Annotated in this window: 13 protein-coding genes and 5 pseudogenes; 12 read left to right on the top strand and 6 right to left on the bottom strand. The window is 58.2% G+C overall.

Going from position 1 to position 24,323, the window contains the following annotated elements:
* Positions 1-128 precede the first annotated feature (128 nt).
* A pseudogene (locus tag EN861_RS08990) lies at positions 129-1,070 on the bottom strand (IS3 family transposase); the annotation flags it as partial.
* Positions 1,071-1,394: 324 nt separating this feature from the next.
* Between EN861_RS08990 and EN861_RS08985 the strand changes: the two are divergent.
* The 4 genes from EN861_RS08985 (at position 1,395) to EN861_RS08970 (ending at position 7,133) form a co-directional block, all read left to right on the top strand.
* On the top strand, positions 1,395-2,384 hold the full coding sequence (locus EN861_RS08985; protein ID WP_245501460.1) for an ABC transporter permease: 990 nt from the start codon (positions 1,395-1,397) through the stop codon (positions 2,382-2,384).
* A complete protein-coding gene (locus EN861_RS08980) occupies positions 2,381-3,235 on the top strand; it encodes an ABC transporter permease (RefSeq protein ID WP_128314546.1) in 855 nt (284 codons plus the stop codon). The genes EN861_RS08985 and EN861_RS08980 overlap by 4 nt, the downstream gene beginning before the upstream one ends.
* The gene (locus tag EN861_RS08975) at positions 3,228-4,895 is read left to right on the top strand and encodes an ABC transporter ATP-binding protein (protein ID WP_128314545.1); all 1,668 of its coding nucleotides are present in this window, start codon (positions 3,228-3,230) and stop codon (positions 4,893-4,895) included. Before EN861_RS08980 ends, EN861_RS08975 begins: the two co-directional genes overlap by 8 nt.
* Positions 4,896-5,438: 543 nt before the next feature.
* Positions 5,439-7,133, top strand: a complete 1,695-nt coding sequence (locus EN861_RS08970; protein WP_189341901.1) for a CocE/NonD family hydrolase — start codon at positions 5,439-5,441, stop codon at positions 7,131-7,133.
* A gap of 616 nt (positions 7,134-7,749) precedes the next feature.
* Here EN861_RS08970 and EN861_RS08965 read toward each other — a convergent pair.
* The 3 genes from EN861_RS08965 to EN861_RS08955 form a co-directional block, all read right to left on the bottom strand.
* Complete coding sequence (locus EN861_RS08965; RefSeq protein WP_128288320.1) at positions 7,750-8,541, bottom strand: SDR family oxidoreductase; 792 nt, start codon at positions 8,539-8,541, stop codon at positions 7,750-7,752.
* A gap of 99 nt (positions 8,542-8,640) precedes the next feature.
* On the bottom strand, positions 8,641-9,783 hold the full coding sequence (locus EN861_RS08960) for a M20 family metallopeptidase (RefSeq protein WP_095489429.1): 1,143 nt from the start codon (positions 9,781-9,783) through the stop codon (positions 8,641-8,643).
* Positions 9,784-9,815: 32 nt separating this feature from the next.
* The gene (locus EN861_RS08955) at positions 9,816-11,006 is read right to left on the bottom strand and encodes an aminotransferase class V-fold PLP-dependent enzyme (protein WP_245501459.1); all 1,191 of its coding nucleotides are present in this window, start codon (positions 11,004-11,006) and stop codon (positions 9,816-9,818) included.
* 665 nt (positions 11,007-11,671) lie between these two features.
* Here EN861_RS08955 and EN861_RS08950 point away from each other — a divergent pair.
* The 4 genes and pseudogenes from EN861_RS08950 (at position 11,672) to EN861_RS08935 (ending at position 15,271) form a co-directional block, all read left to right on the top strand.
* Positions 11,672-12,850, top strand: a complete 1,179-nt coding sequence (locus EN861_RS08950) for a Xaa-Pro peptidase family protein (protein ID WP_095489431.1) — start codon at positions 11,672-11,674, stop codon at positions 12,848-12,850.
* A 322-nt stretch (positions 12,851-13,172) separates the two neighbouring features.
* Positions 13,173-14,486 (top strand): serine hydrolase, encoded by a 1,314-nt coding sequence (locus EN861_RS08945; protein ID WP_189341900.1) that lies wholly within the window; start codon positions 13,173-13,175, stop codon positions 14,484-14,486.
* A 157-nt stretch (positions 14,487-14,643) separates the two neighbouring features.
* Positions 14,644-14,836: pseudogene (locus tag EN861_RS36165) on the top strand (ABC transporter permease); the annotation flags it as partial.
* 75 nt (positions 14,837-14,911) lie between these two features.
* Positions 14,912-15,271: a hypothetical protein gene (locus EN861_RS08935; protein ID WP_128314541.1), complete on the top strand. Its 360-nt coding sequence runs from the start codon at positions 14,912-14,914 to the stop codon at positions 15,269-15,271.
* A 58-nt stretch (positions 15,272-15,329) separates the two neighbouring features.
* Here the strand turns inward: EN861_RS08935 and EN861_RS08930 are convergent.
* Together EN861_RS08930 and EN861_RS08925 are read right to left on the bottom strand one after the other, a co-directional pair.
* A pseudogene (locus EN861_RS08930) lies at positions 15,330-16,714 on the bottom strand (aminotransferase).
* 12 nt (positions 16,715-16,726) lie between these two features.
* Positions 16,727-18,205, bottom strand: a complete 1,479-nt coding sequence (locus tag EN861_RS08925; RefSeq protein WP_128314540.1) for an NAD-dependent succinate-semialdehyde dehydrogenase — start codon at positions 18,203-18,205, stop codon at positions 16,727-16,729.
* Between the two features lie 380 nt (positions 18,206-18,585).
* Here EN861_RS08925 and EN861_RS08920 point away from each other — a divergent pair.
* From EN861_RS08920 to EN861_RS08905, 4 genes and pseudogenes are all read left to right on the top strand, one after another.
* Positions 18,586-19,791 (top strand): annotated as a pseudogene (locus EN861_RS08920) (IS3 family transposase).
* Between the two features lie 998 nt (positions 19,792-20,789).
* A pseudogene (locus tag EN861_RS08915) lies at positions 20,790-21,734 on the top strand (IS481 family transposase).
* 360 nt (positions 21,735-22,094) lie between these two features.
* A complete protein-coding gene (locus EN861_RS08910; protein ID WP_128314539.1) occupies positions 22,095-23,258 on the top strand; it encodes a Xaa-Pro peptidase family protein in 1,164 nt (387 codons plus the stop codon).
* 172 nt (positions 23,259-23,430) lie between these two features.
* Entirely contained in the window at positions 23,431-23,721 is a 291-nt protein-coding gene (locus tag EN861_RS08905; protein WP_128314538.1) for a hypothetical protein, read from the top strand.
* Positions 23,722-24,323 lie beyond the last annotated feature (602 nt).

The raw sequence follows: 24,323 nt of genomic DNA, 5'->3' as shown, positions 1-24,323 counted from the left end.
ACGTTCGAGGGCCGCTATTCCCATCCCGCGATGCCCCGCCGCAAGGCAGGTAGCGTGCTCAATATCGGCATTACAGTGGCAAAGCGGTTGCCGCGGAGTGGCCTGCTGCCGGTTTTTCGGACACGAGGTTAAGCTAGCATAGCTTGTTCCTCGAACTCGACGGGGCTCAGGTAGCCTAGCATCGAGTGCCTTCGCCGAGGGTTATAGAAGCGCTCGATGTAATCGAACACATCCGCCCTGGCGTCATCCCTCATCCTGTAGACCTTGCGGGCTGTCCGCTCGGTCTTGAGCGACGAGAAGAAGCTCTCCATCGCAGCGTTGTTCCAGACGTTGCCCGACCGGCTCATTGAACAGGTGATGCCGTGGTCGGCCATCAGTCGCTGGAACTGCTCGCTCGTATATTGCGATCCTTGGTCGGAGTGGTGCAGCAGGCTGTCCGGCTTGCCTCTCCTCCAGATCGCCATGATGAGAGCGTCGGTGACGAGCTGCGCCGTCATCTCGGCCTTCATCGCCCAGCCGACGACACGCCTGGAGAACAGATCAACGACGGCGGCAACGTAGAGCCATCCTTCGGCGGTCCAGATGTAGGTGAAGTCCGCAATCCACTTCTGGTTCGGGGCCGATACCTCGAAGGCGCGGTCGAGTAGGTTCTCCGACACCGCCGCTCGCTCTCCGGTGTCCTTCGGCAGTCCGCGGCGCCGAGGCCGGACCCGCAGCCCGTTCTCCCGCATCAGCCGTTCGATGCGATGCAGTCCGCAGGAAAGCCCCTCTGCCAGAACGTCGTGCCAGACCCGACGCGCGCCGTAAGTGCGGTCGCTGCTCTTGAAGCTTCGGCCGATCCTGGAAACGAGGATCTCATCATGCCGGGAGCGAACGCTGGGGCTGCGGTTGAGCCAGGCATGGAAGCCCGAGCGGGACACATCCAGCGCACTGCACGCCATGCCACGGCCAGATGCCCCGGTGCCTCGCGATGAAAGCGAACCTCATGTCACTTCCCTCGCGAAGTAGGCTGCGGCCTTTTTTAGGATGTCGCGCTCCGCCTTCAGCTTCGCGACTTCCTTGCGCAGCCTGGCGCCCTGAGACTCGATGGCCCTCGTTATAGGGTGCCTGCAGCCACTGCTGTTGATGGCCATAAGGCGAGGATTTGTCACCCCCCATTAGTCGTCGCCTTTTGGTCGTGGGCAGCGAGTAAACGGCGGTTTCCTGCGTCGGTAAAGGCAAATTAGCGCGTTTCGCGCTCATTTAGGTTGATACGTTCACCATACGCGGCCGCCTTGTCGGCCTTAGGGGAACAGTAGTGAGGAACGTCTCATGTCACTTAAACTCGACTATCTCAACCACCGTGGCCATGGCGGCGAGCACACCAATCCCATGAATGACTCCGCGCTATCCAAATGCTGGCTGACGGCGTAATGCGGTTGTCGGCGATGTCCCCCATTGTAAGACTGATCACCCAGCGCATCACGCTTGGAATCCTGCTCCTTTTCCTTGTCTCGATTCTAATCTTTGCCGGCACGCAGATCCTGCCAGGCGACGTCTCGCAAGCCATTCTCGGCCAGTCTGCGACCCCGGAAGCGCTCGCCAACCTGCGGGCCGAGCTGGGCCTTAACGATCCAGCGTACATCCGCTATTTCCGCTGGTTGGGCGGTGTGCTGACTGGCGATCTCGGCACCGCGCTCACTTCGCGACAGGAGATTACCGCGACGTTGCTGCCCCGGCTGTGGAATACACTCTTTCTGGCCTTCTGCGCGGCGACTGTGGCTGTCCCGCTCGCTATCATCCTCGGGCTGCTGGCGGTGCGCTATCGCAACGGCGTAATTGACAAGCTGATCTCCGGCTTCGCGCTTACCTCAACCTCGCTTCCCGAATTCTTCATCGGCTACCTCCTGGTTTATTTCTTCGCCGTGAAGCTGCAGTGGCTTCCGGGTATCTCCACTGTCTACGTTGGCATGCCGTTCCTGGAGCGCATGGAGGCCATCGCCCTCCCTGCGACGGTGCTCACGCTCGTCGTGCTCGCCCACATGATGCGTATGACGCGCGCCGCGATCCTGAACGTCATGCAGTCGGCCTATATAGAGACGGCCGAGCTCAAGGGGCTGCGGCAGATCGAGATTATCCGTCGCCATGCATTCCCGAACGCCATCGCGCCGGTGATCAATGTGGTAATGCTCAACCTAGCCTTCCTGATCGTCGGCGTCGTCGTCGTCGAGGTGATCTTCGTTTACCCCGGCATGGGGCAGTATCTTGTTGACCATGTCTCGAAGCGCGACGTGCCGGTCGTGCAGGCCGTCGGCCTGATCTTCGCGGCCGTTTATATTGGCCTGAACATCATCGCTGACGTCGCCGCAATCATCGCCAACCCGCGGCTGAGGCATCCCAAATGAGCGTCTCGTCAGCCCCACACGCCAAAGGCCGGCGTCGCATACCCATCGGTGCCGCGATCGGCCTGTTCTTCATCGGATTGTTCCTCTTCGCGGCGACTTTCGCGCCGCTGATCTCACCGCATCCACTGGGCGAGATCGTCGGGGACGTTTGGATGCCCATGTCCGGCGAGCACTGGTTCGGCACTGACAATCTCGGAAGGGATCTGCTCTCGCGCATGATTTATGGCGCCCGCACTACGATCTTGATAGCGGCCGCCGCTACCGCGCTTTCCTTTACGCTAGGGTCGATACTCGGCTTCACCGCAGCCGTCGTCGGTGGCTGGTTCGACATGACGATGTCGCGGTTCGTGGATCTGTTGATGTCGATCCCGACGCTGATCTTCGGTCTTGTCGTGCTGTCGGTGCTCCCATCCAACGTGGTGACACTGATATTAGTCATGGGTACATTGGACTCTACCCGCGTTTACCGGCTGTCACGCGCGGTCGCCGCCGACATCAACGCAATGGACTTCGTCGAGGCGGCCAAATTGCGGGGCGAAGACCGCGCCTGGATCATTTTCCGCGAGATTTTGCCCAATGCGCTGTCGCCGCTAGTCTCCGAACTCGGCCTGCGCTTCATCTTCGCCGTGCTCTTCCTGTCTGCCCTGTCCTTCCTTGGGCTTGGTGTGCAGCCGCCACAAGCCGACTGGGGCGGAATGGTGAAAGAGAACAAAGATGGCATTGTTTTCGGTATTTCCGCTGCCCTTATCCCAGCCGGGGCCATCGCAGCACTCGCCATCTCAGTCAATCTCGTCGCGGATTGGATCCTTAACCGGACCACCTCTCTCAGGGGAGGGCGCGGCAATGCCTAAGGCGGCAATGAAACGACCTCATGACGAAAGCTGCTCCTTGCTCGAAATCAGGAAACTGCGGATCGAAGCAACCTCCTACTCGCCGGGGGGCGATCCGCAGAATACCGTCATTGTGGACGACGTTTCGCTAAAGCTGGAGAAAGGCCGCGTCTTGGGCCTGATCGGCGAGTCCGGCGCCGGCAAATCGACTATTGGTTTGGCCTCGATGGGATATGGGCGAGGCGGCGTGCGCATCACCGGGGGCGAAGTCCTCCTCAACGGGCGCAACATTCTAGCACGGGGCGTCCAGGGATTGCGCAAAGTGCGCGGCAACAAGGTCTGTTATGTCGCGCAGTCGGCTGCCGCAGCGTTCAACCCGGCACTTCGTTTGATGGAGCAAGTCATAGAGTCCGCGTTGCTGCACCGTATCGCGACCCGAGCCGATGCGGAGAGGCGCGCCATAGCACTGTTCAAAAACCTCGGCCTACCCAACCCGGAAACCATCGGCCGTCGTTACCCGCACCAGGTTTCGGGCGGTCAATTGCAGCGCGTCATGACAGCCATGGCGCTATGCTCCGAGCCCGACCTTATCGTCTTTGACGAGCCCACCACGGCGCTCGACGTGACGACACAGATCGATGTGCTCGCTGCAATAAAGGATGCGATCCGTGATACTGGCGTCGCGGCCCTTTATATTACGCATGACCTTTCGGTCGTTGCCCAAGTCTCGGACGAGATCATGGTGCTTCGCCACGGCAAAATGGTCGAGCATGGCGAGACGCGGCAGATCATCGAGGCACCGCGGACGGAGTACACCAAGGCGCTGGTGTCGGTACGTTCGATCGAGCATCAGGAAAAGAGGCCGGCAGCCTGTCCGGTGCTCGAGGTGAGGAATATCACCGCGGCTTACGGCGGTCATGTAAAGGTGCTGCAGGAAGTTTCAATCGAGGTCCATCCCGGTCAGACGCTGGCCGTGGTGGGCGAGTCCGGCTCGGGTAAGTCCACGCTTGCGCGCGCCATCACCGGTCTGCTGCCGCCCACATCCGGCATGATCACCTTTGCCGGCCGCACGCTCACGCCGAGGCTTGCGGAGCGCTCGACGGACGATCTGCGCGAACTGCAACTGATTTACCAAATGGCTGACGTGGCGATGAATCCGCGCCAGACAGTTGGCACCATTATCGGCCGTCCGCTCGAATTCTATTTCGGGATGCGCGGTCGTGAGCGCGATCATCGCGTGGCGGAACTGCTCGACGAGATCGAGATGGGCAAGGGTTTCGTCGATCGCTATCCTGCCGAACTCTCGGGCGGCCAGAAACAGCGCGTCTGTATCGCTCGCGCGCTCGCCGCCAGGCCGAAACTTATCATCTGCGACGAGGTGACCAGCGCTCTCGACCCGCTCGTGGCTGATGGCATCCTCAAGCTGCTGCTGCGTCTGCAGAAGATCGAGGACGTAGCGTATCTGTTCATAACCCACGATCTCGCGACGGTGAAGGCGATCGCCGATTCCATCGCAGTGATGTATCAAGGAAGGGTCGTGCGCTATGGCTCCAAGACCGAAGTGCTCACCCCGCCCTTCGACGCATATACTGACCTTCTGCTCTCTTCAGTTCCCGAGATGGAGCTTGGCTGGTTGGAAAGCGCCATAAAGGGGCGCCGCATGGCAAGCGGGGGGAACTGATCTCTGGCCGCACCATATTGGCGTTGAACGCACTCCGGCGTGTTGAGGAGAGGCCAGGTAGGCGGCGGGAATTCTCGACTTGGCAGCGAATTCCAGGCAGGTCACCCGACTGGGGCAGGCAAGAGCGCCTGCCGGCGCACGCTGATCGGGGTGAATCCCCAGCTCGCTACCCAAGCTCCCAAATCGACCAAAGACGTAACGCGACGCTTTTTTCCTCTCTGGCTTTCCCAAATGCAGCCGACTGAGATGGACGATTTAACTTCCGAACGATGGTGAAGCCCGAATGCGAGAACGTCGTCCCGTGTGTCCGTGGCGGAGACGCGCCCGGCCGTAGGAAAACACCGATCTACTGCATCAATAACGTATGGTCGAAGTACGAACGCACGGTAGCAGCAGTCGAAGCGGTCACTCCGCTGCGTAAATGCCAGCTGACGCGAGCAGCTTCTTGTGGAGAGCCAAATAATGACTTGTTGCGAGCACCATATGTCGAAACCTTTAGAACCCCGTTATGAAGTGGTTCTACAAACTGGGTTGCGAGTTCCTATGCGCGACGGCGTGGAACTTGCGACGGATGTCTACCGCCCTCTCGGGTACACGGGCAAACTCGCTTCGATTTTGATCCGAACGAAGTACGGCAAGGCCGCATATCGTATGCCCGAACCCACACGCCCTGTAGCCATGATGTTCGCGGCTCAGGGTTACGCCGTGATTGTGCAGGAACTTCGTGGGCTCTTTGATTCTGGCGGTCATTTCGCGCTCCTCGAGCATGACGCGAAGGACGGCTACGATACTCTCTCCTGGATCGCCTCCCAGCCATGGTCGACGGGGCGGGTCGGCACGTACGGATGCTCCGCGCTCGGAATCACCCAGGTGCTTACCGCTCAGCTATGCCATCCCGCTCATCGCTGTGCGATCATAGAGGGGGCGGGCGGCACGCTATCTGGCGATCGACAGCGACTGGGGGATTTGCGCCTTTGCGGGTCGCGTCTTGGCGGCGCGCTAGTGTTGAGCATGTGGGTACCCCACTTCCATCAGAGCCATGGCAAGGATCGTTCCCGGCCGCAAGCGAAAGCCGACGAAGAGTACCAGCGCGCATTCGCAACGCTGCCGATCATCGACATCCTCAAGATCATCGGGTCACCGCCCACGGATTGGGAGGACTGGGTTTCACGGGACCCTGGGGATCCCTGGTTCGACAGGTTTGGTTTCCTTCGCGAGGACTCGGCAATTGACCTCCCAGCCCTATTTGTGAACTCGTGGTATGACGTCGGTGCCGCCGACGCCCTCTACACGCGGCGCCTCTTCAGCGCTCGGGGGACGAGCGCTGCGGCTCGTGATCACCAGCACATCATTCTCTCGCCAGCCACCCACTGCAAGACCGCGACACTTGAGGCCCCGACAGTCATCGGTGAGCGTGAGTTGGGCGATGCACGCTTAGATTGCTGGCAAATCTACCTGGACTGGTTCGACGGTTGGCTGAAGGAAATGCCCGACCGCATCGAGGCGATGCCCCGCGTCCGATACTATGTCATGGGTCGCAACGAGTGGCGTGCGGCTTCAGAATGGCCACCTGCCGGTGTGGAACTACAGCGTTGGTTCTTGCGAAGCGGTGGAAATTCCAACACTCGCCTCGGCGATGGCGCACTTGAACTCAACCCACCTGCCGAGGACGAGCCAGCCGATAGTTTTGTCTATGACTCTGGCAATCCGGTGCCGTTTTTGGGGGTTCATGGCGGAAACTCAAGGGGGACGACGATGGGCCCTCGTGACTATCAGGAAGTAGAACTCCGCCAGGACGTTCTGTGTTTTACGTCTGACCTCCTTGAAGAGGGAGTTGAAGTCAGCGGTTTCGTCAAAGCCGTCCTTTTCGTCTCATCTTCCGCCCGGGATACAGACTTTGTGGCCAGACTACTTGACGTGCATCCGGACGGGCGTGCCGTTGACGTCGTCGACGGGATACTGCGCGTTCGGTTTCGCGAAGGCTTCGACCGGTCAGTTCTGATGGAGCCGGGCAACGTCTACCAAGTACAGGTTGACCTGGATGCCACGAGCAACTGGTTCCCGCCCGGTCATCGAATTCGGCTCGAGATATCCAGCTCCTCGTTTCCTCGCTTCGATCGAAATCTGAATACGGGCGGCAACAATTGGGACGAAACGAAGTGGGAAGTCGCCCACAACAGCGTGCATCACTGCGAAGAGTTCCCCTCGTATGTTCTGCTGCCTATCGCGGCCGCCTGACCCTCGCGCTGTAGGGAATCGAACTCCGCTGAGAGTCTTCTAAGATGAGCGGTCGGACTGGCACTCACGCAACGGCGATTCGAAAGCCGTGCTCCTGGAACGAGGGTCGGTTGCAGTGGTGAACTGACATTCTGCTTTGCTCGCGCCGGGTAGCTGGGACGCGCCGCTCGGCGGCGTGATGGTGCAATGTGAGCCGGCGCAATCAACAGCAGCAGTCTATTCGGCCGAAGCGCATTCGCCGGGAAATCATTGCTTCACGTTAATCAAGCCATGTAGGGCAGATCAGGCGCATAGCTCAGGATCATTGGCGTTGCTTGCGTCCTGCTCCCTACTAGCGAGCCTTCGGCTCGTCAAGGTCAGACATGTGGCCAGCCTTGACCCTTCCGTTTACCGTAGAGTGAGTGTCTCCGAGTCTGACGTGCGGCTGGAAGCTCGCCGCTGTAAGTCCATCTTTGCGGTGCCATTCAAATCCAAGCTCTCAAGCAGCCAGCCATAATCGGCTGCATAGCTCATTAGGGGCATTGGGGCAGAAAAAAATTCGCCCTCTTTCGGCTGGCCTGTGCGCTGAGGTCGGATGCGGCGAGGGATGCACGGATGCACCAACATCCACCTACAGCTACATCACAAGGCGACTGCCCCCGCCATCAATCACTATTGTCGTGCCATTCAGGTATCTTGCTCGGTCACCGACGATGAATCCAACTAGCTCCGCGAGTTCGTCGGCAGTTCCGATACGCCCCAAGGGATTGGTATTGGCCACACGTTTGATAGCGGCATCTCGATTGAGACCTTCGTCGACCATCAACGCCTCAATTCTCTTGTGAACTCTGCCTGTGTCAAAATAACCAGGCGCGACAACGTTCACGCGAACGCCACTTCCCGCAAGTGTATCTGCGAGGTGCTTAGCTAATACTGCTATGCCGGCACGCATGACGTTCGACAGCAGTAGGTGACCTGTCGCCTCGTGCACGCCTCCCGAGGTAACATAGACGATATCGCCCCCACGACCAGACGCTTTCATCGCAGCGGCTGCCGCTCGCGACACCCTTACTGCACTCATGAGAAGCGTCTCGTAGGAATGATCCCAATCATCGTCGCTTAGGTCTTCGATAGTTCCGTGCGGCATATGACCGGAATTTACGACGAGGCAATCAATGCTCCCGAGGAGCTCCAAAGTGCGTTGCAACAACATGTCGACATCTGATCGCCGGGATAAATCTGCAATTATGCCATGAGCGCCAGCGCATCCCTCAATTTTCTGTAGATCACCTACGGCTTGGTCTAATGCAGCCTTGTTACGACCACAGATAACGACTTCCGAGCGATTTTTAGCTAATCGTTTTGCGATGGCCAAGCCAAGACCCTTGCTACTGGCCATCACCAGAACTTTTCGACAATGATCATTCATAGCGATGATCCCTTCCCGATTGAGAGTGGTCGAGCCGGACCACGGCTCTCTCTCACGACGTGCCGCGTAAGCATCCGTGCTATCTCTGCAGTTTCGAATCTAATAACTGAGCATTATTTGTCTATATATCTGAACGCACATTTCAAGCTGATCCAATTCAATGAACTCATTGTTTGTGTGAGCGCGATCAATGCTTCCTGGTCCTAGCACAATGCAGGGAATGCCGGCCAAAGATAGCTGACTAGCATCCGTGCCGTACGGCACTCCAATGTACGTGCCCGTGCCGGCAATATCGGCACACGCCTGCGCTGCCACAGAAGCTATCTTGCTTGACTCGGCACTGTCCGGAGCAGGATCTTCAAGCGCGGGCAGTAATGATCGGACCTTGATGTCTTCGCGATCCCGCAAACCTTGCAGTATGTTCTCCACTTCTGCCAATGCCTGCTCTGGTCGCTCCCCTGGAACGAGGCGCCGATCCACCCAGATGCGGCACGATGGAGGAACCGTCGTCAATTCCAAGCCACCCTCAATCAGACTTATCGTCAAAGTGGGAGGGCTGACCAAAGGTTGGGTGCGCGAAGCGAGATTCTCGCCGTGTTCGTTGAGCGCCAATATCACCTTTGCCATGCCTGAGATTGCATTGACTCCTAGGTGCGGCTTCGAAGTGTGAGCAGGGACACCCTGAACCTCGATTTGCCAGCGGACTGACCCTTTGTGGGCGACTACAAGCTCGAGCTCGGTTGGTTCGCCAACAACGGCGGCATCATACGACTTGCCGGAGAGAGCGATGGCGCGAGCGCCGATCTTGCGGTACTCTTCATCAATGCTAGCGGCAACGACAATTGTGGCATTCGGCTGACGGTCACCTAGGGTACTCAGGGCGATCATCATTGCAGAGAGGGAACCTTTTGTGTCGCAACTCCCCCTGCCGTAGAGTCGATTGTCCTTCAATTCGGGAGAAAATGGATCGGAAGCCCAATTATCAGTGGGCACCGTGTCCATATGGGCCACGAAAAGAAGGCGCCGACCAGGGTCTTTGCCTGAGATCCAGGTCAAGAAGTTCGAGCGCCCGTCGACAACGTGCTGGAGTTCATAAGGCAGGTTTCGGTCCCGGCAAAACCCTTCAAGATATTCGGCGACCCGCTGTTCTCCGCTGCCCCTGGGTGAAAGCGAAGGGTTGACGCTTTCAATTTTGACAAGGTCTTGAAGAAGTGCCACCGTATCCGCGCTTTGCGATGACATAAATTCTCCTATCCGGTTGTAATCTGGCGCAGCTAATTCGACCATTTCTTGACTATATCGATAACTTGGCCGACTTCTTCTTCGCTGTTGTAAAGATGAAGCGAGAACCGAAGGAGCCCTCGTCGCGTTGATGCAACGACCTTGTTTTCCGCAAGATAGCTGTGCAGCGACGGTATGTAGGCGGCGACTTCTTGCGTTCCGCCGAGTGCAGCCATGTCGCCAATCGCCACAATACTCCCAGTGTGGTCGCCAGGAGGCCCGCCACAGACAGGCAGTCCGGCTTCTAGCAGCCCTGAAGCCAGTCGAGTTGCCAAAGATGTCACGTGCTTGTCGATTGCTTCTGTTCCGATCTCCAGCAGTTGCCCCAAGGATGCGTGCGCGGCAATCATGCCTGGGAAATTGTAATGCCCGATATCAAAACGAGGCGCTCCAGCCCGCAGCCTGGCGGCGTTGAGAATGGGAGCCGACTCTGGTGCGTTCCCGAGATCGACGCTAAAGCGAGCGAGGTAAGCTGGCTTTAGCTGATCTGCCCACTCCCGGCGGCAGTAGAGAAACCCCGATCCGTAGAGGCCCATCAATCCCTTCACAGTCGAGACGGCCAAACCATCTACTCCCAACCGGTTGACATCAGTATGGAGAATTCCGACCGACTGAGTCCCGTCCGCCAAAAGGAAGGCGCCATGACGCCTGCACGCCTCCGCGACGGGTTGCGTGACTGTCCGAAAACCAGGAACCATTGTTGCGGTCGAAAGCGCCACAACGCGAGTCCTGGAATTAAGGGCATTGACAATCGCATCTACGGGAATGGCACCATTATCCGGCTCCACCAATTTCAGATCAACATCATGTAGAGCTTTCACCTGGAGCCATGGCAGGATGTTGTTAGCATGCTCAAGTTGAGGGCATAAGACAACGCTGTCGCCGGCTCGCCAGTCAATCGCGTTGGCGATTATGTTGATACTCTCTGACGCGTTCTTTGTGATGGCAATTTCATCTTTATCCGCACCAACAAATCTAGCAAATCTGGCGCGTGTCTTCTCGATGGCCGCCAATTGGCTAAGCTCATCGTTTATCCCGTGCAATCTGTTATTCAGATGATCCTCGAACGACATTCTTGTGGTACGAGATATCAATCCTTGGTTGGCAACATCCATGTAAATAAAGTCTTGCGTCGCTGGGAAATCGTCCCTGATGCTGTCTAATGGAAGGGGACTGCCGTTCATAATCATGGAGCTCGTCAATTGCGGTTTACCTTGGTCCAAACGCCGCGGACAGACTCCAGGCGCGAACGCGGCTGGCGGCAGCGGGGAACTAGCTTCGTCTGTGCAGGATTGATCATATCCGTCAGACCATGGGAAATTCCCCCTATTTCTCACCCATGTTGAGGATTTTCTGCATAGATGCGAATTGCGTGCAGACTTTCGAGCCGGGAGGGGGCAGCCAATCGTGCGCGCAGGCACTTTGCATCGGGAGGCCCGCGACGTCAGCGCCTCGGACAGGGGACCCGACGTCAGCGGTGACGGCAGCCGCATTCTTACCCGATCACAAGCCTGCCATCTCAACTGGCAGAACACTCCGACGGCCCGCACGCGCGCCGAGGCTGCCGAAAGTGAAGTGATCTAAGTCGGCGAAGTCCAGGCTCCTGACGCGGGCACAACCTTCGCGCAGATTTCGCCCGACCCGCCGCCATTTTCCAGAGGTTTGGATTGTTGGGATGGCTGTCGATGGAACAGCAATGTCGACGAGGACGGAGGCTTTTGAGCAATCAAGGCCAGATCAACGCAGGTTTCCTGCGCGAACTTGGAAACGACGGCAACGTTATGCGCAGGTCAGGTGCTACGATACACCGTCCAGCGCGTGGCGCGCCTCTTTGTTTCGAAGGGCTCCTATGAAAGTTTCCGGCATAGACACCATAAAGGTAGAAAAAGACTTGGCTTTTACTATCCAGGAGTATCAAAGAAGGCTCAAGGCGGTACGCGAAAGCATTGCAGCCCGGGATCTGGACATCCTCGTGGTGACCATCCCCGAGAACATGCTTTACTTAAGCGGTTACAACACGCTCGGTTATGCCTCCGCCCAGTATCTGCTTATCCCGCTGCAAGGGGAGCCCCTCCATATCACCCGTGGCATTGAAGAGGTGAATGTCCGGGCCTATTCGTGGATAGATAACAGTACCAGCTACATGGACCACGAGGCCCCGCTCGAGCTGCTCGCGGAAACGCTGCGTAACCTGGGTTTTGCCAAGGCGAAGGTAGGGTTCGAGAAAAAGTCTTGGTTCTTCTCGATCGCCGATTACGAAGCGCTCAAGACCCTTCTCCCTGACGTCCGTTTCGAAGATGGCTCGATGATTGTCGAGGCGGTCCGCGTCGTCAAATCCGATGCCGAAATAGACTATATCCGGCAGGCAGCGCGGATTGCCGAGGCCGGCATCGAAGCGGGCATCAACCAGATAAGGGCCGGCGTGAACGAGAATGAAATCGCCGCCGAAATCCAGCGCGTAGTCACGCTCAAGGGAAGTGAATACCCCGGCTACCCGCCGTTTGTGACTTCGGGCGTGCGCACGAGCTATGCGCATGGCACGTGGTCGGGCCGGCAGATTCAGCCGGGTGATCCTGTCTTCCTCGAACTGTCCGGCACCGTTCGACGCTATAGCGCCGCGATTATGCGGGCTTCCGTGGTCAGTCCATCCAACCGTGAACTCGAGAAAATGGAGGACGTGTCACGAAGGGCGCTGGAAAACATGCTCGACGGCATACGTCCTGATCGCCCCCTCGGTGAGGTGTGGAGTATCTGGTCGCAGACTGTCAACGATGGAGGCTATGAAGGCCGCTTCAAGCGTACGGGGTATTCCATCGGCATCAGCTACCCGCCGGATTGGGGCGAAGGGCACATCCTGTCGTTTAAGCGAGGGGAAACGCGGATCCTCAAGCCCAATATGGTCTTCCATATCCCCTCGATGGTCAAGGCTTTCGGCTTTGCGGACGTCGGCACCAGCGAGACTGTTCGCGTGACCGAAACTGGCTGCGAGATTTTGACGAACTACAAACGTCAGCTTTACGTCCGCTAAAACAGACGCAGGCTTCTGATGATACCGGGCTGGGCCAATCGAGAACAACTTGGGGGTGTTCCGATCGCGGCCCGGTTCGCTGCCAGGCCAGTAGACGCGCAATGTTAACGCACCTGCAAACGCTGCTTCGTCCAACACAGCAGCAGCTGGCGAACATGCGCGTGATCCCGATAAGTGCTTGTAGGTCCGTTCCCAAGTGAAACCTTCTTCACGGGCGGTGTCGCCTTGATCAAGTATAGGCCTGATGAGGGCTGAAATTCAGAGAGTTAGCGATCTGCCGCCAGGTCGTGATGGCATTGGCCGAAGTCAAAGGAGCATTCCGGTGTCTCAGGAATTCGAAGATATCAACCGCCGCGTTGCCGGAACCTCACAGACCAATCCCGAGTTATGGCGGCCCGATGCGACGCTGGGTGCGCCTATGATCCCACCCGACGAGTGGTCTTTTTGGCCTTATAGCAAATGGACATACTCGCACGTAAGCGAATCTACGCGAACCGCCCGGGTTTGGCGCGGGCCAGGACCGGTCCTGCCGCTTCCAAGCCGGATCAGGGGGGATATCGGTGATATCGAAGTTGAGTCCAGCGACGGCCAACGCGCCACGATCCGCGAATACCTCGAGAGGGACTATACTGACGGGTTTCTGGTTTTGCACCAGGGCGAGATCGTGTTCGAAACATACATGAATGGCATGGAACCGCATTCTCAACACATCGCTAGATCGGGTTCCAAGTCCATCACCGGGACGGTGTTCGGGATTCTAGTGCACCGTGGGCTTATTGATCCTGAAAGTCTGGTAACACGGTATCTGCCGGAACTGCAGGCGACCGCCTATCGCGGGGCCACGGTGCAGCACTTGCTGGACATGACTGCGGGCGCCACTCTCAAGGGTTTGTGGTACGTGCCAAACAACGATTACTTTAATTACGTTGTAGCAACAGGATACTTCGGCCCCCCGGAGGGACATCCTGACGCACCCGCCGACATATGGCAGGCCATTCTGCGGATAACCGAGCAGGAGGCGCCGCACGGCGCGCGGTTCAAGTACTTTGACCCCAACATCGACGTGCTAGGGCTAATCATGCAGCGCGTATCAGGCAAGTTTCTCCCGGAACTGTACAGCAGCGAATTGTGGAGTCCGATGGGGGCGGAGGAAGACGCCTGCCAAATCGTAGACAAGTCTCGTTTTTCAATGTCGTCCGGTGGATTTCAAGCCACACTCCGTGATTTCGCGCGCTTCGCGCTGCTGCATCTTCGCGGCGGCAGGCTCAACGGCAGGCAGATCGTTCCATCTGAATGGATCGAGGCGATAAGACGCCCTAAGCCTCTTCTGTTCGACTTGTTCGCGCCGAACGGTTCTTATGCCGATGCCAGTTCAGACCTGCCCAATGGCGCTTATCACAATACTTTCTGGATTGAAGACCAAGAGAGAGGCGCCTACATCGCGTGGGGGTATGGTGGCCAGGTGATCTATATTGATCCTCAAGCAGACTTCGCGGCGGTGAAGCTCTCACACCAGCCTGGCCAATCACCGGTGAAGCGGGCACAGTGGCCTGACCAAGTTTACCAGGCCCCCAAAGCCCTTCCCTTTGATGCGTTCGGGGCGATTCGCGCCATCCGAGATGCGCTGGAAAGTTAAGAAACCGGTGCGAGATCGAGCGGTTCGGCGATGCAAGACCGCCGGAGGGGCAGGGTCGGGTTACGCACGAAGGTAAGCTGATTTTTGCGATCGAGATCGAGCGCGGCCTGGATTGGTTGTGATAGCCGATGTTGCTGCCGAACTCCAGACCGGCGCAGTCAACCGGCTGTCACGCGCCGCCCCGCCGACATCAATACGATCGACTTTGTCGAGGCGGCCACAATGCGGGGCGAAGGCCGCGGCTGGATCATCTTCTGCGAGGTTCAGCGGAATGTCTCTCGCCGCTACTCTCGGAACTCGGCCTTCGCTTCATCTTCGCCGTGCTCTTCCTTCTGACCCGTCCTTTCGTGTCCTCACGGTGAGGTACAGTGACGGCTGGCTTGCTGAGTTGGCTGAAGGCAGTGCAAAGCACTCGGAGTAGCCCTGTGACGAAGCATCAGGTTGAGCGGCTGGTCGCGGCGACTTTCGAGGGCTGGGGCCAGTGTTTCGGCGATCGCGCGATCGGGCGAGCCTCCAGTGCCAGCTTTTCCGGTCGCAAGGAGCTCTGCCAGATCTCCGTGCCGTCCGTGCCGCAGCTTGTTACCGTGGAGGTCGTTTTGGCGAAGCCAGCGCATATGTTCCGTCCGGGCGATGAAGAGCAGCATGGAAAAATGGAGCCTGGCGGCATCCGTCGGCTGTGGATCGAGAGTATCGACACCTACGCGCTCGGCCGGTTCCTTGATGTGCTGGAGCGGTCTATCCAGTCTCGAACGGCGTGGAGGTGTGGGTGGCCACTGGTTATATAGACATGTGCAAGGCTTCTCCGGCCTCGCATTGATACTGCAGGAGACCTCGAAGCGTGTTTCAGAGGATGTGGCCATCCCGGACGAGTTCGTCCATCACCGAGCGCACTGCGCTTTCGGCGATTGCAGCGATCTCTTCGACTTCTGCCTTGGTTGCTATCAACGGCGGAGCAATGCCCAAAATGTCCCCGAGCGGCATGGCACGAGCGATAAGACCACGGTCACGGGCAGCCTTCGAAATTCTGGCACCAACCTTGAGCGTCGGATCAAAACCTTTGCGTTTGTGCCGATCGGCGACAAATTCGATTGCGCCCATAAGACCGACGCCGCGCACTTCGCCGACGATCGGCAACTGCGCGAATCTTTCCTTCAATTGCGCCTGGAAGAATGCGCCAACGTTGCGAGCATTGCCGGGTAGGTCTTCCTTCTCGACAATGTCGAGAACCGCGTTCGCCGCCGCCGCTCCGATCGGATGACCTGAGTAGGTATAGCCGTGGGAGAATGCACCGACTCTGTCGGCTCCATCTTCCAGAACCTTGTAGACCTTTTCACCGACGATTGCCGCGGAGAGCGGGAAGTAGGCCGACGTCAAACCTTTCGCGATCGTGATCAGATCTGGCTCGATGCCATAGTGCTGGGAGCCGAACATTTAGCCGATCCGGCCGAAACCGGTGATGACTTCATCAGCAATGAGCAGCACATCATGCTTTTTGAGGACCGTCTGTATCGCTTCCCAGTAACCTTCCGGCGGAGGCGTGATGCCGCCCTGCCGAGCACCGGCTCGCCGATGAAGGCGCCAACATTGTCCGGGTCCAGGCGTTCGATCAGCTGATCCAGCTCGGCGGCGCGGCGAACGGAGAATTCGCGCTCGGTCTCGCCCGGGTGTGGAACACCGGTGTGAACAATCTGCGGGAGCGGCAGATCCATGTGGTCGTGGTAAAAGCTCATGCCGGTCATGGACCCCGACACGACGCTGCAGCCGTGATAACCGCGCTCGCGCGAGATGATCTTTTTCTTGTTCGGCTTGCCCCGAAGATTGTTGTAGTACCAGACCAGTTTGGCCTGCGTCTCGTTGGCGTCCGAGCCGGACATGCCATAAAAAATCTTGCTCATCTTACCTGGCCCCATTTTCACGAGACGGTCAGACAGGATAGCAAGTTCGTCGGTCGTGTGCGCGGCGTAGGAATGGTAATAGGCGAGACGGTGAGCTTGGCGGGAGACCGCCTCTGCGACTTCGGTGCGGCCGTAGCCGACGTTAACGCAGTATAGGCCAGCGAAGCCGTCGATAAACTGGTTTCCATGCGCATCCTGGATGCGGATGCCTTTGCCCGTTTCGATGATCGTTGGATCACCAAGCTTGCCGCTAGCGAAATCCCTGAGCTGCGTGAAAGGATGCAGGACAGAGTTCCTGTCCTTCTCGCTTACTTCTTTAATGTTGATAGCCATCAACGCATCCTCTTATGCTGCAAGGTTTCCGAAGCAGGTGTATTTGGGTTCCAGATATTCGGTAATGCCATGTTTTGAGCCTTCCCGGCCGAGTCCGGATTGTTTCCATCCGCCGAAGGGGATGGCCGCTCCCGTAAATTTTGGGGTGTTGACCGCCACCATGCCGTATTCGAGCCGGTCGGTAAGCCGCATCGCGCGGTTAAGATCTCGGGTGTAAACATACGCCGCAAGACCCATCTCAGAGTTGTTCGCGCGCGCGAGCACCTCCGCTTCGTTGTCGAAGGGCAGAATTGCAGCCACTGGCCCGAACGTTTCTTCTTTTGCAACCCGCATGTCGTCGGTCACATCGGCGAGCACTGTCGGCATCACGAAGTTCCCATCAAGAGCGGTATCCTGTGCGCCGACTATCATTCGAGCCCCTGCTGAAAGGGCCTCGGAGATCTGCCGCCTGCATTTTTCGGCACCAGATGCCTTGGTCATTGGACCGATGTCGACGTCGAGCTCCAATCCGTGTCCGACTTTCAGTTTGCTGGTGGCCTTGCCGAATTCTTCTACGAATCGGTCGTAGACTCCCTGCTGAACGTAAATCCTGTTTGCTGCCAAACAGTCCTGGCCGGATGTAGCGAACTTTGCTGCCATGCAGCCTGCGACCGCAGCTTCCATCGGCACGTCGTCGAAAAGAATGAACGGAGCATTGCCGCCCAGCTCGAGCGAAGCTTTCTTTATAGTCCTTGCGGATTGCTCAAGCAGGATTCGGCCGACCTCGGTCGAGCCCGTAAAGGAGAACGCGCGCACATCGGTATGTTCCAACAGCCGCTTGGCAATTGGGGGAGCTTCGCCGGTTATCACCTGAAACACGCCGGCGGGGATTCCTGCGTCTTCGGCAAGACGGGCAAGCGCGAGAGCTGACAAGGGGGTTTCTGGAGCGGGCTTTACAATCATGGTGCAGCCAGCGGCCAATGCCGCTCCAGCTTTTCTAGTGATCATTGCCGATGGAAAGTTCCATGGTGTGATAGCAACGGTCACTCCGATGGGCTGCATCTGCACGGCGAGCCGGCTTCCAACTATATGGCTGGGGATGGTTTCGCCGTACGCTCGCTCGCCCTCCGCTGCAAACCAGTCCAGAAAGCCCGCAGCGTATGAGATTTCGCCGCGAGCCTCCGTGACGGGTTTGCCCTGCTCGGCGGTCATGATGACGGCCAGATCTTCCGCGTTTTCGCGCAATCCTGTCGCCCACTTCCGGAGGTATGCGCCCCGTTCTGAAGGAAGCAAGTCGCGCCACCGCAGGAATGCGCTTCGCGCGAAATGCACCGCGTTATCTACATCAGACATTTCGCAGGCTGCCACCTGAGCCAATTCTTCGCTAGTAGCGGGATCCACCACCGGGAGGGTTTCCGGCTTCCAGAGCCAAGCGCCATTCACATACGCGCCTCGTTGCAGCAGGTTCGGGCGTTTGAGGCCCTCCAATGCAGCGGTTGCAGAACCTTTCATCTAAAACTCCGGATCGGGCGTTCAATCTTATCAAAATTAGCCCTGTAAAATCGTCGATTGGCAGCGCAGTTACAGCCTACCAAGCCGTTCTCCTGCGAACACTGACATGCAGACGAATTGTTCCGCCTTATGAGACTGGTGAATGGTCGTTGGTTGAAGAACGGATTGATGAAGAGAAGCATGTTTGCGGAAGCACTCTGCGCCGGGCTCCTACTCGCACAGAACGACCGAGATTTCTTTTGTGTGTCCGGTGTCAGCACCAATGAGGCAATATCGGCTTAACTGAGAGAGGAGGATTTCTGGCTCATCGTAGCCCTTCAAGGAGCGAAGATGAGACAGAAAGCCGAGACACCGAAACAGCAGAGACGGTCATCAAGGACATGCGCCGGGCCACCCGCAAGCAGTATGGAGCGGAAGATAAGATCCGCATCGTGCTGGAAGGTCTGCGCGGCGAGGAATCGATCGCGCTGTGCCGGCGCGAAGAAATTGCCGAGAGCCTTTATTACAACTGGTCGAAGGAATTCCTCGAGGCCGCCAAGAAACGGCTGGCAGGTGACACGGCGCGTGCCGCCACCAGCGAAGAGGTCAAGGTGCTGCGCCGCGAGACCCGTGATCTGAAGGAGGTCGTCGCGGAGCAGGCGCTTGAACTGCGGCTGCTCAAAAAAGCATGATCGCGGATGGGAGCGACGACGAATGAGATACCTCGCCTCCGAGAAGCTCGAGATCATCCGGGTCGTCGAGCAGTCGCACCCGCTGGCACGCCTCACACTGGACAAGCTCGGCATTCCCCGCGCCACCTTCCACCGATTGGAACCGCATTCCCGACGAGGTGCGGGAGCAGATCGTCGAATTCGCCCTAGACAGGCCGGAGCTGTCGCCACGCGAACTGGCGGTAACGTTCACCGACACAGAAAGCTATTTTGTCTCGGAGGCTTCGGTAAGGCCCACGATCTGATCACCAGCCCGGCCTTCACCTCATCAAGGCTGCCGACGAGTTCCATGACAAGACAACTGCGCCGAACAGCTGTGGCAGACCGACTTCACCTATCTGAAGGTCATCGGCTGGGGCTGGTTCTATCTCTCCACCATTCTGGACGACTTCTCCCACTATATCATCGCCTGGAAGCTATGCACGACCATGAGGGTGGAGGTCACCGACACGCTGACCTGGCGCTCACGGCATCGGGCTGCGATCGGGCGACGGTGTGTCAGCGGCCGCGGCTAGTCTCCGACAACGGCCCGTGCTACATGGCGGCGGCTTGGCCGATTGGCTCTCGGATCAAAACTTCGAGCGCACCCGCGGCGCGCCCAGCCATCCGCAGACCCAGGGCAAGATCGAGCGATGGCACCAGACGCTGAAGAACCGCATTCTATTCGAAAATTACTTGCTGCCCGGCGATCTCGAAGCCGGATCGCCTCCTTCGTCGAGCACTACAATCACCGGCAGCTACCACGAGAGCCTCGACAACCTCACCCCGGCCGACATTTACTTCGCCCGAGGCCAGACCATTCTGTTGCAAAGGGAAAGGATCAAACGAAAGTCCAATCGAACAACGGCCCTGCGACACCCAGAGCCGCCAAAATGACAACCGAGACGCGCCAGAGCCTCCGCTAAATCAGCGCTCCAGTTGTCTCAAATTCCCTGACGACGGAGGACACTGCACTAGTCGGCGGGTCTCGAGTGCGACGCGCCTGTTCAGGTAAGCTAGGGGTTCTTGCCTTGCCTGACATGTCCGGATCGGAATTCCCTTTCCCCTGCGGGCATGCGATGCGTATGCGCGCCGGAATATCTCTCACCGTCTCGCTGTTTGACCATGGGCGTTTGGTTGCCTTGGTGTGGCAGGAGCGCTTCGCTACTGCAGGCTTCGAGGGGCTACTTCGTGACAAGACAGGCTTTCGCCCATTGCGCAGATCGGGCTCAGATTGCCGAGCGCGTGGTGGGTTCATGCTCGCCGATCCTCCGGTAAGACGACGCACTGGACCGCAGGCGCACGGCCTGCAGCCAAATGGGACCAAAGCTTTCACCTGGACCGCCGACCCCGACAAAATCATTCGCTGCCGCCCAACGCCGGCAGCAAGTGTTAAATTCCATCCAATAGCTGTTCAGCAGGTCCTCGTACTTAACTCTGAGGCTTTCAGAAGCCATCTTTCGTGAAGTGACGGTGAGCTGGTATTAATCGAGCTTGCCGGCTTCTCGGATACAGCAGGTCACCGAAGTTTCTTGGCGGTTCGTGCTCACGCTTGATGGCGGTTGCCGTGACCTCGGTCGATAGCGCTGCGCGTCACGTTCCCGTCAAGTGGAGACCCTGGTGCTTTCCATCAGCTGCCCACGTGGGACCGTCGTGACGGCGCAATCGGCCTGAGGCTGGAGTTGCAAACGAAGTGCGTACGGAGTGAAGATGGTGATTGTCGGCGTCGGATCGCGTTGGCGGGCCGGGAGGTTGAGGCAGCGGCCGCGTGTAGACGGTGGCCGAGCGCTTTCCCGGCAGGCAGCTTCTGCCCGCTGGACGTGTTGCGGAGAACCTAGGTGTTTGATCCCGGACTTTAATGGCGCATCATTGCCGTCCGAATCAAAGGATGCGCTATGGGACAGGTTCTACACCGCCGCGCCACGACGACAGAGGCAGTCCGTCAAGCGATACAGCATAGTCAAGAGAGCCTGAGAGCGCTGGCCAAGCGCTACGGCATCGATCAGAAGACCGTTAGAAAGTGGAGGAACCGGACCTCGACCGCCGCTTCCCACCGGCCCGAAGAAACCAAGATCGACAGTGCTGTCGCTCGAAGAGGAAGCGGTGATCGTCGCCTTTCGCAAGCACACGTTGCTGGCGCTGGATGATTGCCTCTATGCCCTACAGCCCTCGATCCCGCATCTGACGCGCTCGTCGTTGCATCGCTGCCTTCAGCGCCATGGCATTTCGCGGCTGCCGCAGGACGCCGACAAGCCGGCCAGGAAGAAGTTCAACGCCTATCCGCTCGGCTATTTCCATATCGACCTCGCCGAGGTGCAGACCGCCGAGGGCAAGCTGCGCCTTTTCGTGGCCATCGATCGGACGTCGAAATTCGCCTATGCGGAATTGCACCCGACGGCGGGCAAGATGGCGGTGGCCCAATTCCTTCGCAACCTGATCCCGACTGTGCCCTATGCCATCCATACCATCTGACCGACAACGGCATTCAGTTCACCAACCGGACCTGCGACCGGCATGCCCTTCAGCACATCTTCGACGGCATCTGCGACGAACATGGCATCGAGCACCGGCTCACAAAGATCAACCATCCCTGGACGAACGGCGAGGTCGAGCGGATGAATCGGACCATCAAGGACGCCACCGTCAAGCGCTTCCACTATGACGATCACGATCAACTGCGCCGGCATCTCGCCGACTTCATCTTAGCTTACAATTTCGCGCGCCGGCTTAAGACCCTCAAGGGCCTCACACCCCACGAGTTCATCTGCAAAATCTGGGCAAAAGAGCCTGAACGGTTCCGATTCGATCCCACCCATCAAATGCCGGGACCAAACACCTAGGCGCCACTCGCCGGCCGACATCGTAGACCCGCCGGCCCACATCGTGGACGGACTGCAGTTTGCGCCGTATTGCTCCAACGGAACCTAAGGGCACGGCTAGCCTTGGAACGAAGAGCTGTTGGTCAGCGCGTCGAGCTTGCGGCCGGCACTGGAACATGGTGTTAAGGATCGTAGATAAAACGCCCCCGCTTGTGAGGCCATCGCGTGCCCAGATGACTGCAATATGGAAAATGCATTTGACCGGAGCGGGTGTGAAAGGGATCCTCCCGATCAAGCGGCGGATGGTATCCGAGTGTGCGGATTCGCGGCAAACCTCCGTCTAGCGGGTGGATGAGCTTTAGAACAATTTGAGGTGACCAAATGACTAGTACATCGTCAGTTCCTCTGGTAGGCCTTATTTTCCCAAGTGCCGAGTACGAATGCCGCCTTCAGAGAGTATTTGAGGCGATGGAACGCGCAAACCTTGATGCTTTATTGGTCACCGCGCACGGTAACCTTCAGTATCTTAGCGGATACGACGGGCGCGGCGCAATCTTCATGCCGTTTCCATTGATTCTTGTGCCGGGGCAAAAGCCAACCTTAGTCGTCCGAGAATTTGATTTAAGAAGTGTCCGCCTAGCCAGCTGGGTGGAGGATATCGTCCACTACAGAGAACAAACAGAGTTCGCTCAAGTATGCGCCGATGCCATTCGAAAATTCGGCTTGAAGGGTAGGATTGGCCTTGAGCTTGGTTGTTGGAATCTTGCACCGGCGGACGTTAACGCGCTTCAGGCGGAACTTCCAGATTTGAAATTTGTTGACGCGTCTCGTCTAGTGGCGACAGTCGCAGCCGTTAAGACGAAGATGGAACTAGAAGTCATGCGTTCCGCAATGAAAATGACAGACCTAGCCGTTAAAGTTTTCCAGCGGTCTCTTCGGGAAGGCATTTCAGAGGCGGAAGTGGCGGCGAATATAGAAAGCGAAGTCGAGCAAGCCGGGGGTACGGTACCCGCAAGCGCGAGTTCCTCAACATTGCTCTTTGGCGAACGAACTAAGCTACCGCACGGCAGTGCCAAAAACAATGCAATCAGGAACAATGAGCCTGCGTTTATGGAAATGGGCGGAGTTCAAAGCGGGTACCACTGTGGGCTTGTTCGAAGCGCCGTACTCGGCCGCCACCCCGAGACTGAAAGCCTGCACGACCTTTCGATTGAAGTACTTGAGGCGGCCATTTCTGTGATCAGGCCTGGCGCCACGGCCGGCGAAGTTGATGCGGCAGGCAGAAAGGTACTCGAACGACATGGCCGCCCCGGGCTTCTTAACCACCGGGTTGGCTATCAAACCGGTATTAATTGGGTGGAGCGTGGTTATATAAGTCTTGAACCTGGCGCAAAAGACATTCTCGAGCCCAATATGACCTTGCACATGCCAATCATTCTGTGCGGCGAAAATGGCTACGTGTTTGGAACCAGTGAACACGTTGTTGTGACAGAGCAAGGGTCGGAAATCCTGAGCAGCACTCCTCACACGCTCTATCGTGCATAACTGAGTGTGCGATCCGGAACTCGATAATAAACGTTTTCCGGACTGTGGACGTGGGGCTCACGAGGATAGGATGCGCAAGGGCCAGCCGTGATCGGGTATCGGCGGTGGGCGAATGTCGATGTACCGGCGAACATCGCTAAATGGCGCCGCAAGGGCCTGGCGCCGCGGTCGCTTGATCTGGCGTATCGACAAAGTGTACAGCGTCACTACGATCGCCCGTGTAGCCCTGCACACCGCGCACTTGAGCGGCGACGGCGACTTTGCCGCGATTCTGAAATGGGTATTGACCCCAGGCTTTGGCCGTGTTTACGGGCCATTTTCGGGAGTGGTGTCGATCTGTGAGGTTGCCGGTTCTGCATTGGAGTCGGAGATCGGCAGGTGTCTTGACTTGACCTTACTTGACTCGGAGCGGCAGCCTCGACGTTTCGAGGTGATCACCGGTGCGGGCGGCCGGCGCCGGTGATCTGTGCGATGACAAAGCGCGGATCATCGATCATCGCGGAGAACGCGGGGCCGAAAGTAATCACTTCCGAGGTCGCCCGTTATGGTCCCAGCCACAGCGGTCTTCGCCTGGCGCCGCGAACCGCGCAAACAGGCAGCTTCGGTGCAGCAAGATTCTCCTGCCTTCCTGCCGGCGGTTGTGGCGGCGCCGGGACCTGTAGCTGGGCATCCATCGAAGCAGCGGAAATGGAAAGCCACCCGAGACGCAGGCGTGATCGAGTTCGAGATCGACGGCGTCGTGATGCAATGGCCCGGTGCCAATGCCAAGACGGTCGAAGCAGTGATACGCGCGCTGAGGGCAACGTCGTGTCCGGGCCGACTGGTGCGGTCAACGTCATGGTGGCGACACGGCGCTGGTGCGCAAGACGATCGAGGCCGATCCGAGCCGGCATCGCGCACCAGGGCCAGAAGGCCGTCGGGACTTTTCTAAGTTCGACGGGATGACTGGCGACCAACACCTTCACGCCAGCCGGGATCATGCCTTGCGAACCGCCCGGATGATCCGCACCAGCTGCTCCTCATTGATATCGGCACCGGCGCGAATGACCACGCCACCCAGCTCGA

Origin of the sequence: Mesorhizobium sp. M8A.F.Ca.ET.218.01.1.1, assembly GCF_004791165.1 — a bacterium.
Lineage (GTDB): Bacteria > Pseudomonadota > Alphaproteobacteria > Rhizobiales > Rhizobiaceae > Mesorhizobium.
The sequence above is the reverse complement of the archived record's forward strand: the minus strand, read 5'-3'. Positions and strand labels throughout refer to the sequence as shown.

Coding starts and splice junctions, on each gene's coding strand:
- EN861_RS08985 (WP_245501460.1), top strand. CDS start 1,395: ATGCTGGCTGACGGCGTAATGCGGTTGTCGGCGATGTCCCCCATTGTA.
- EN861_RS08980 (WP_128314546.1), top strand. CDS start 2,381: ATGAGCGTCTCGTCAGCCCCACACGCCAAAGGCCGGCGTCGCATACCC.
- EN861_RS08975 (WP_128314545.1), top strand. CDS start 3,228: ATGCCTAAGGCGGCAATGAAACGACCTCATGACGAAAGCTGCTCCTTG.
- EN861_RS08970 (WP_189341901.1), top strand. CDS start 5,439: ATGCGCGACGGCGTGGAACTTGCGACGGATGTCTACCGCCCTCTCGGG.
- EN861_RS08965 (WP_128288320.1), bottom strand. CDS start 8,541: ATGAATGATCATTGTCGAAAAGTTCTGGTGATGGCCAGTAGCAAGGGT.
- EN861_RS08960 (WP_095489429.1), bottom strand. CDS start 9,783: ATGTCATCGCAAAGCGCGGATACGGTGGCACTTCTTCAAGACCTTGTC.
- EN861_RS08955 (WP_245501459.1), bottom strand. CDS start 11,006: ATGAACGGCAGTCCCCTTCCATTAGACAGCATCAGGGACGATTTCCCA.
- EN861_RS08950 (WP_095489431.1), top strand. CDS start 11,672: ATGAAAGTTTCCGGCATAGACACCATAAAGGTAGAAAAAGACTTGGCT.
- EN861_RS08925 (WP_128314540.1), bottom strand. CDS start 18,205: ATGAAAGGTTCTGCAACCGCTGCATTGGAGGGCCTCAAACGCCCGAAC.
- EN861_RS08910 (WP_128314539.1), top strand. CDS start 22,095: ATGACTAGTACATCGTCAGTTCCTCTGGTAGGCCTTATTTTCCCAAGT.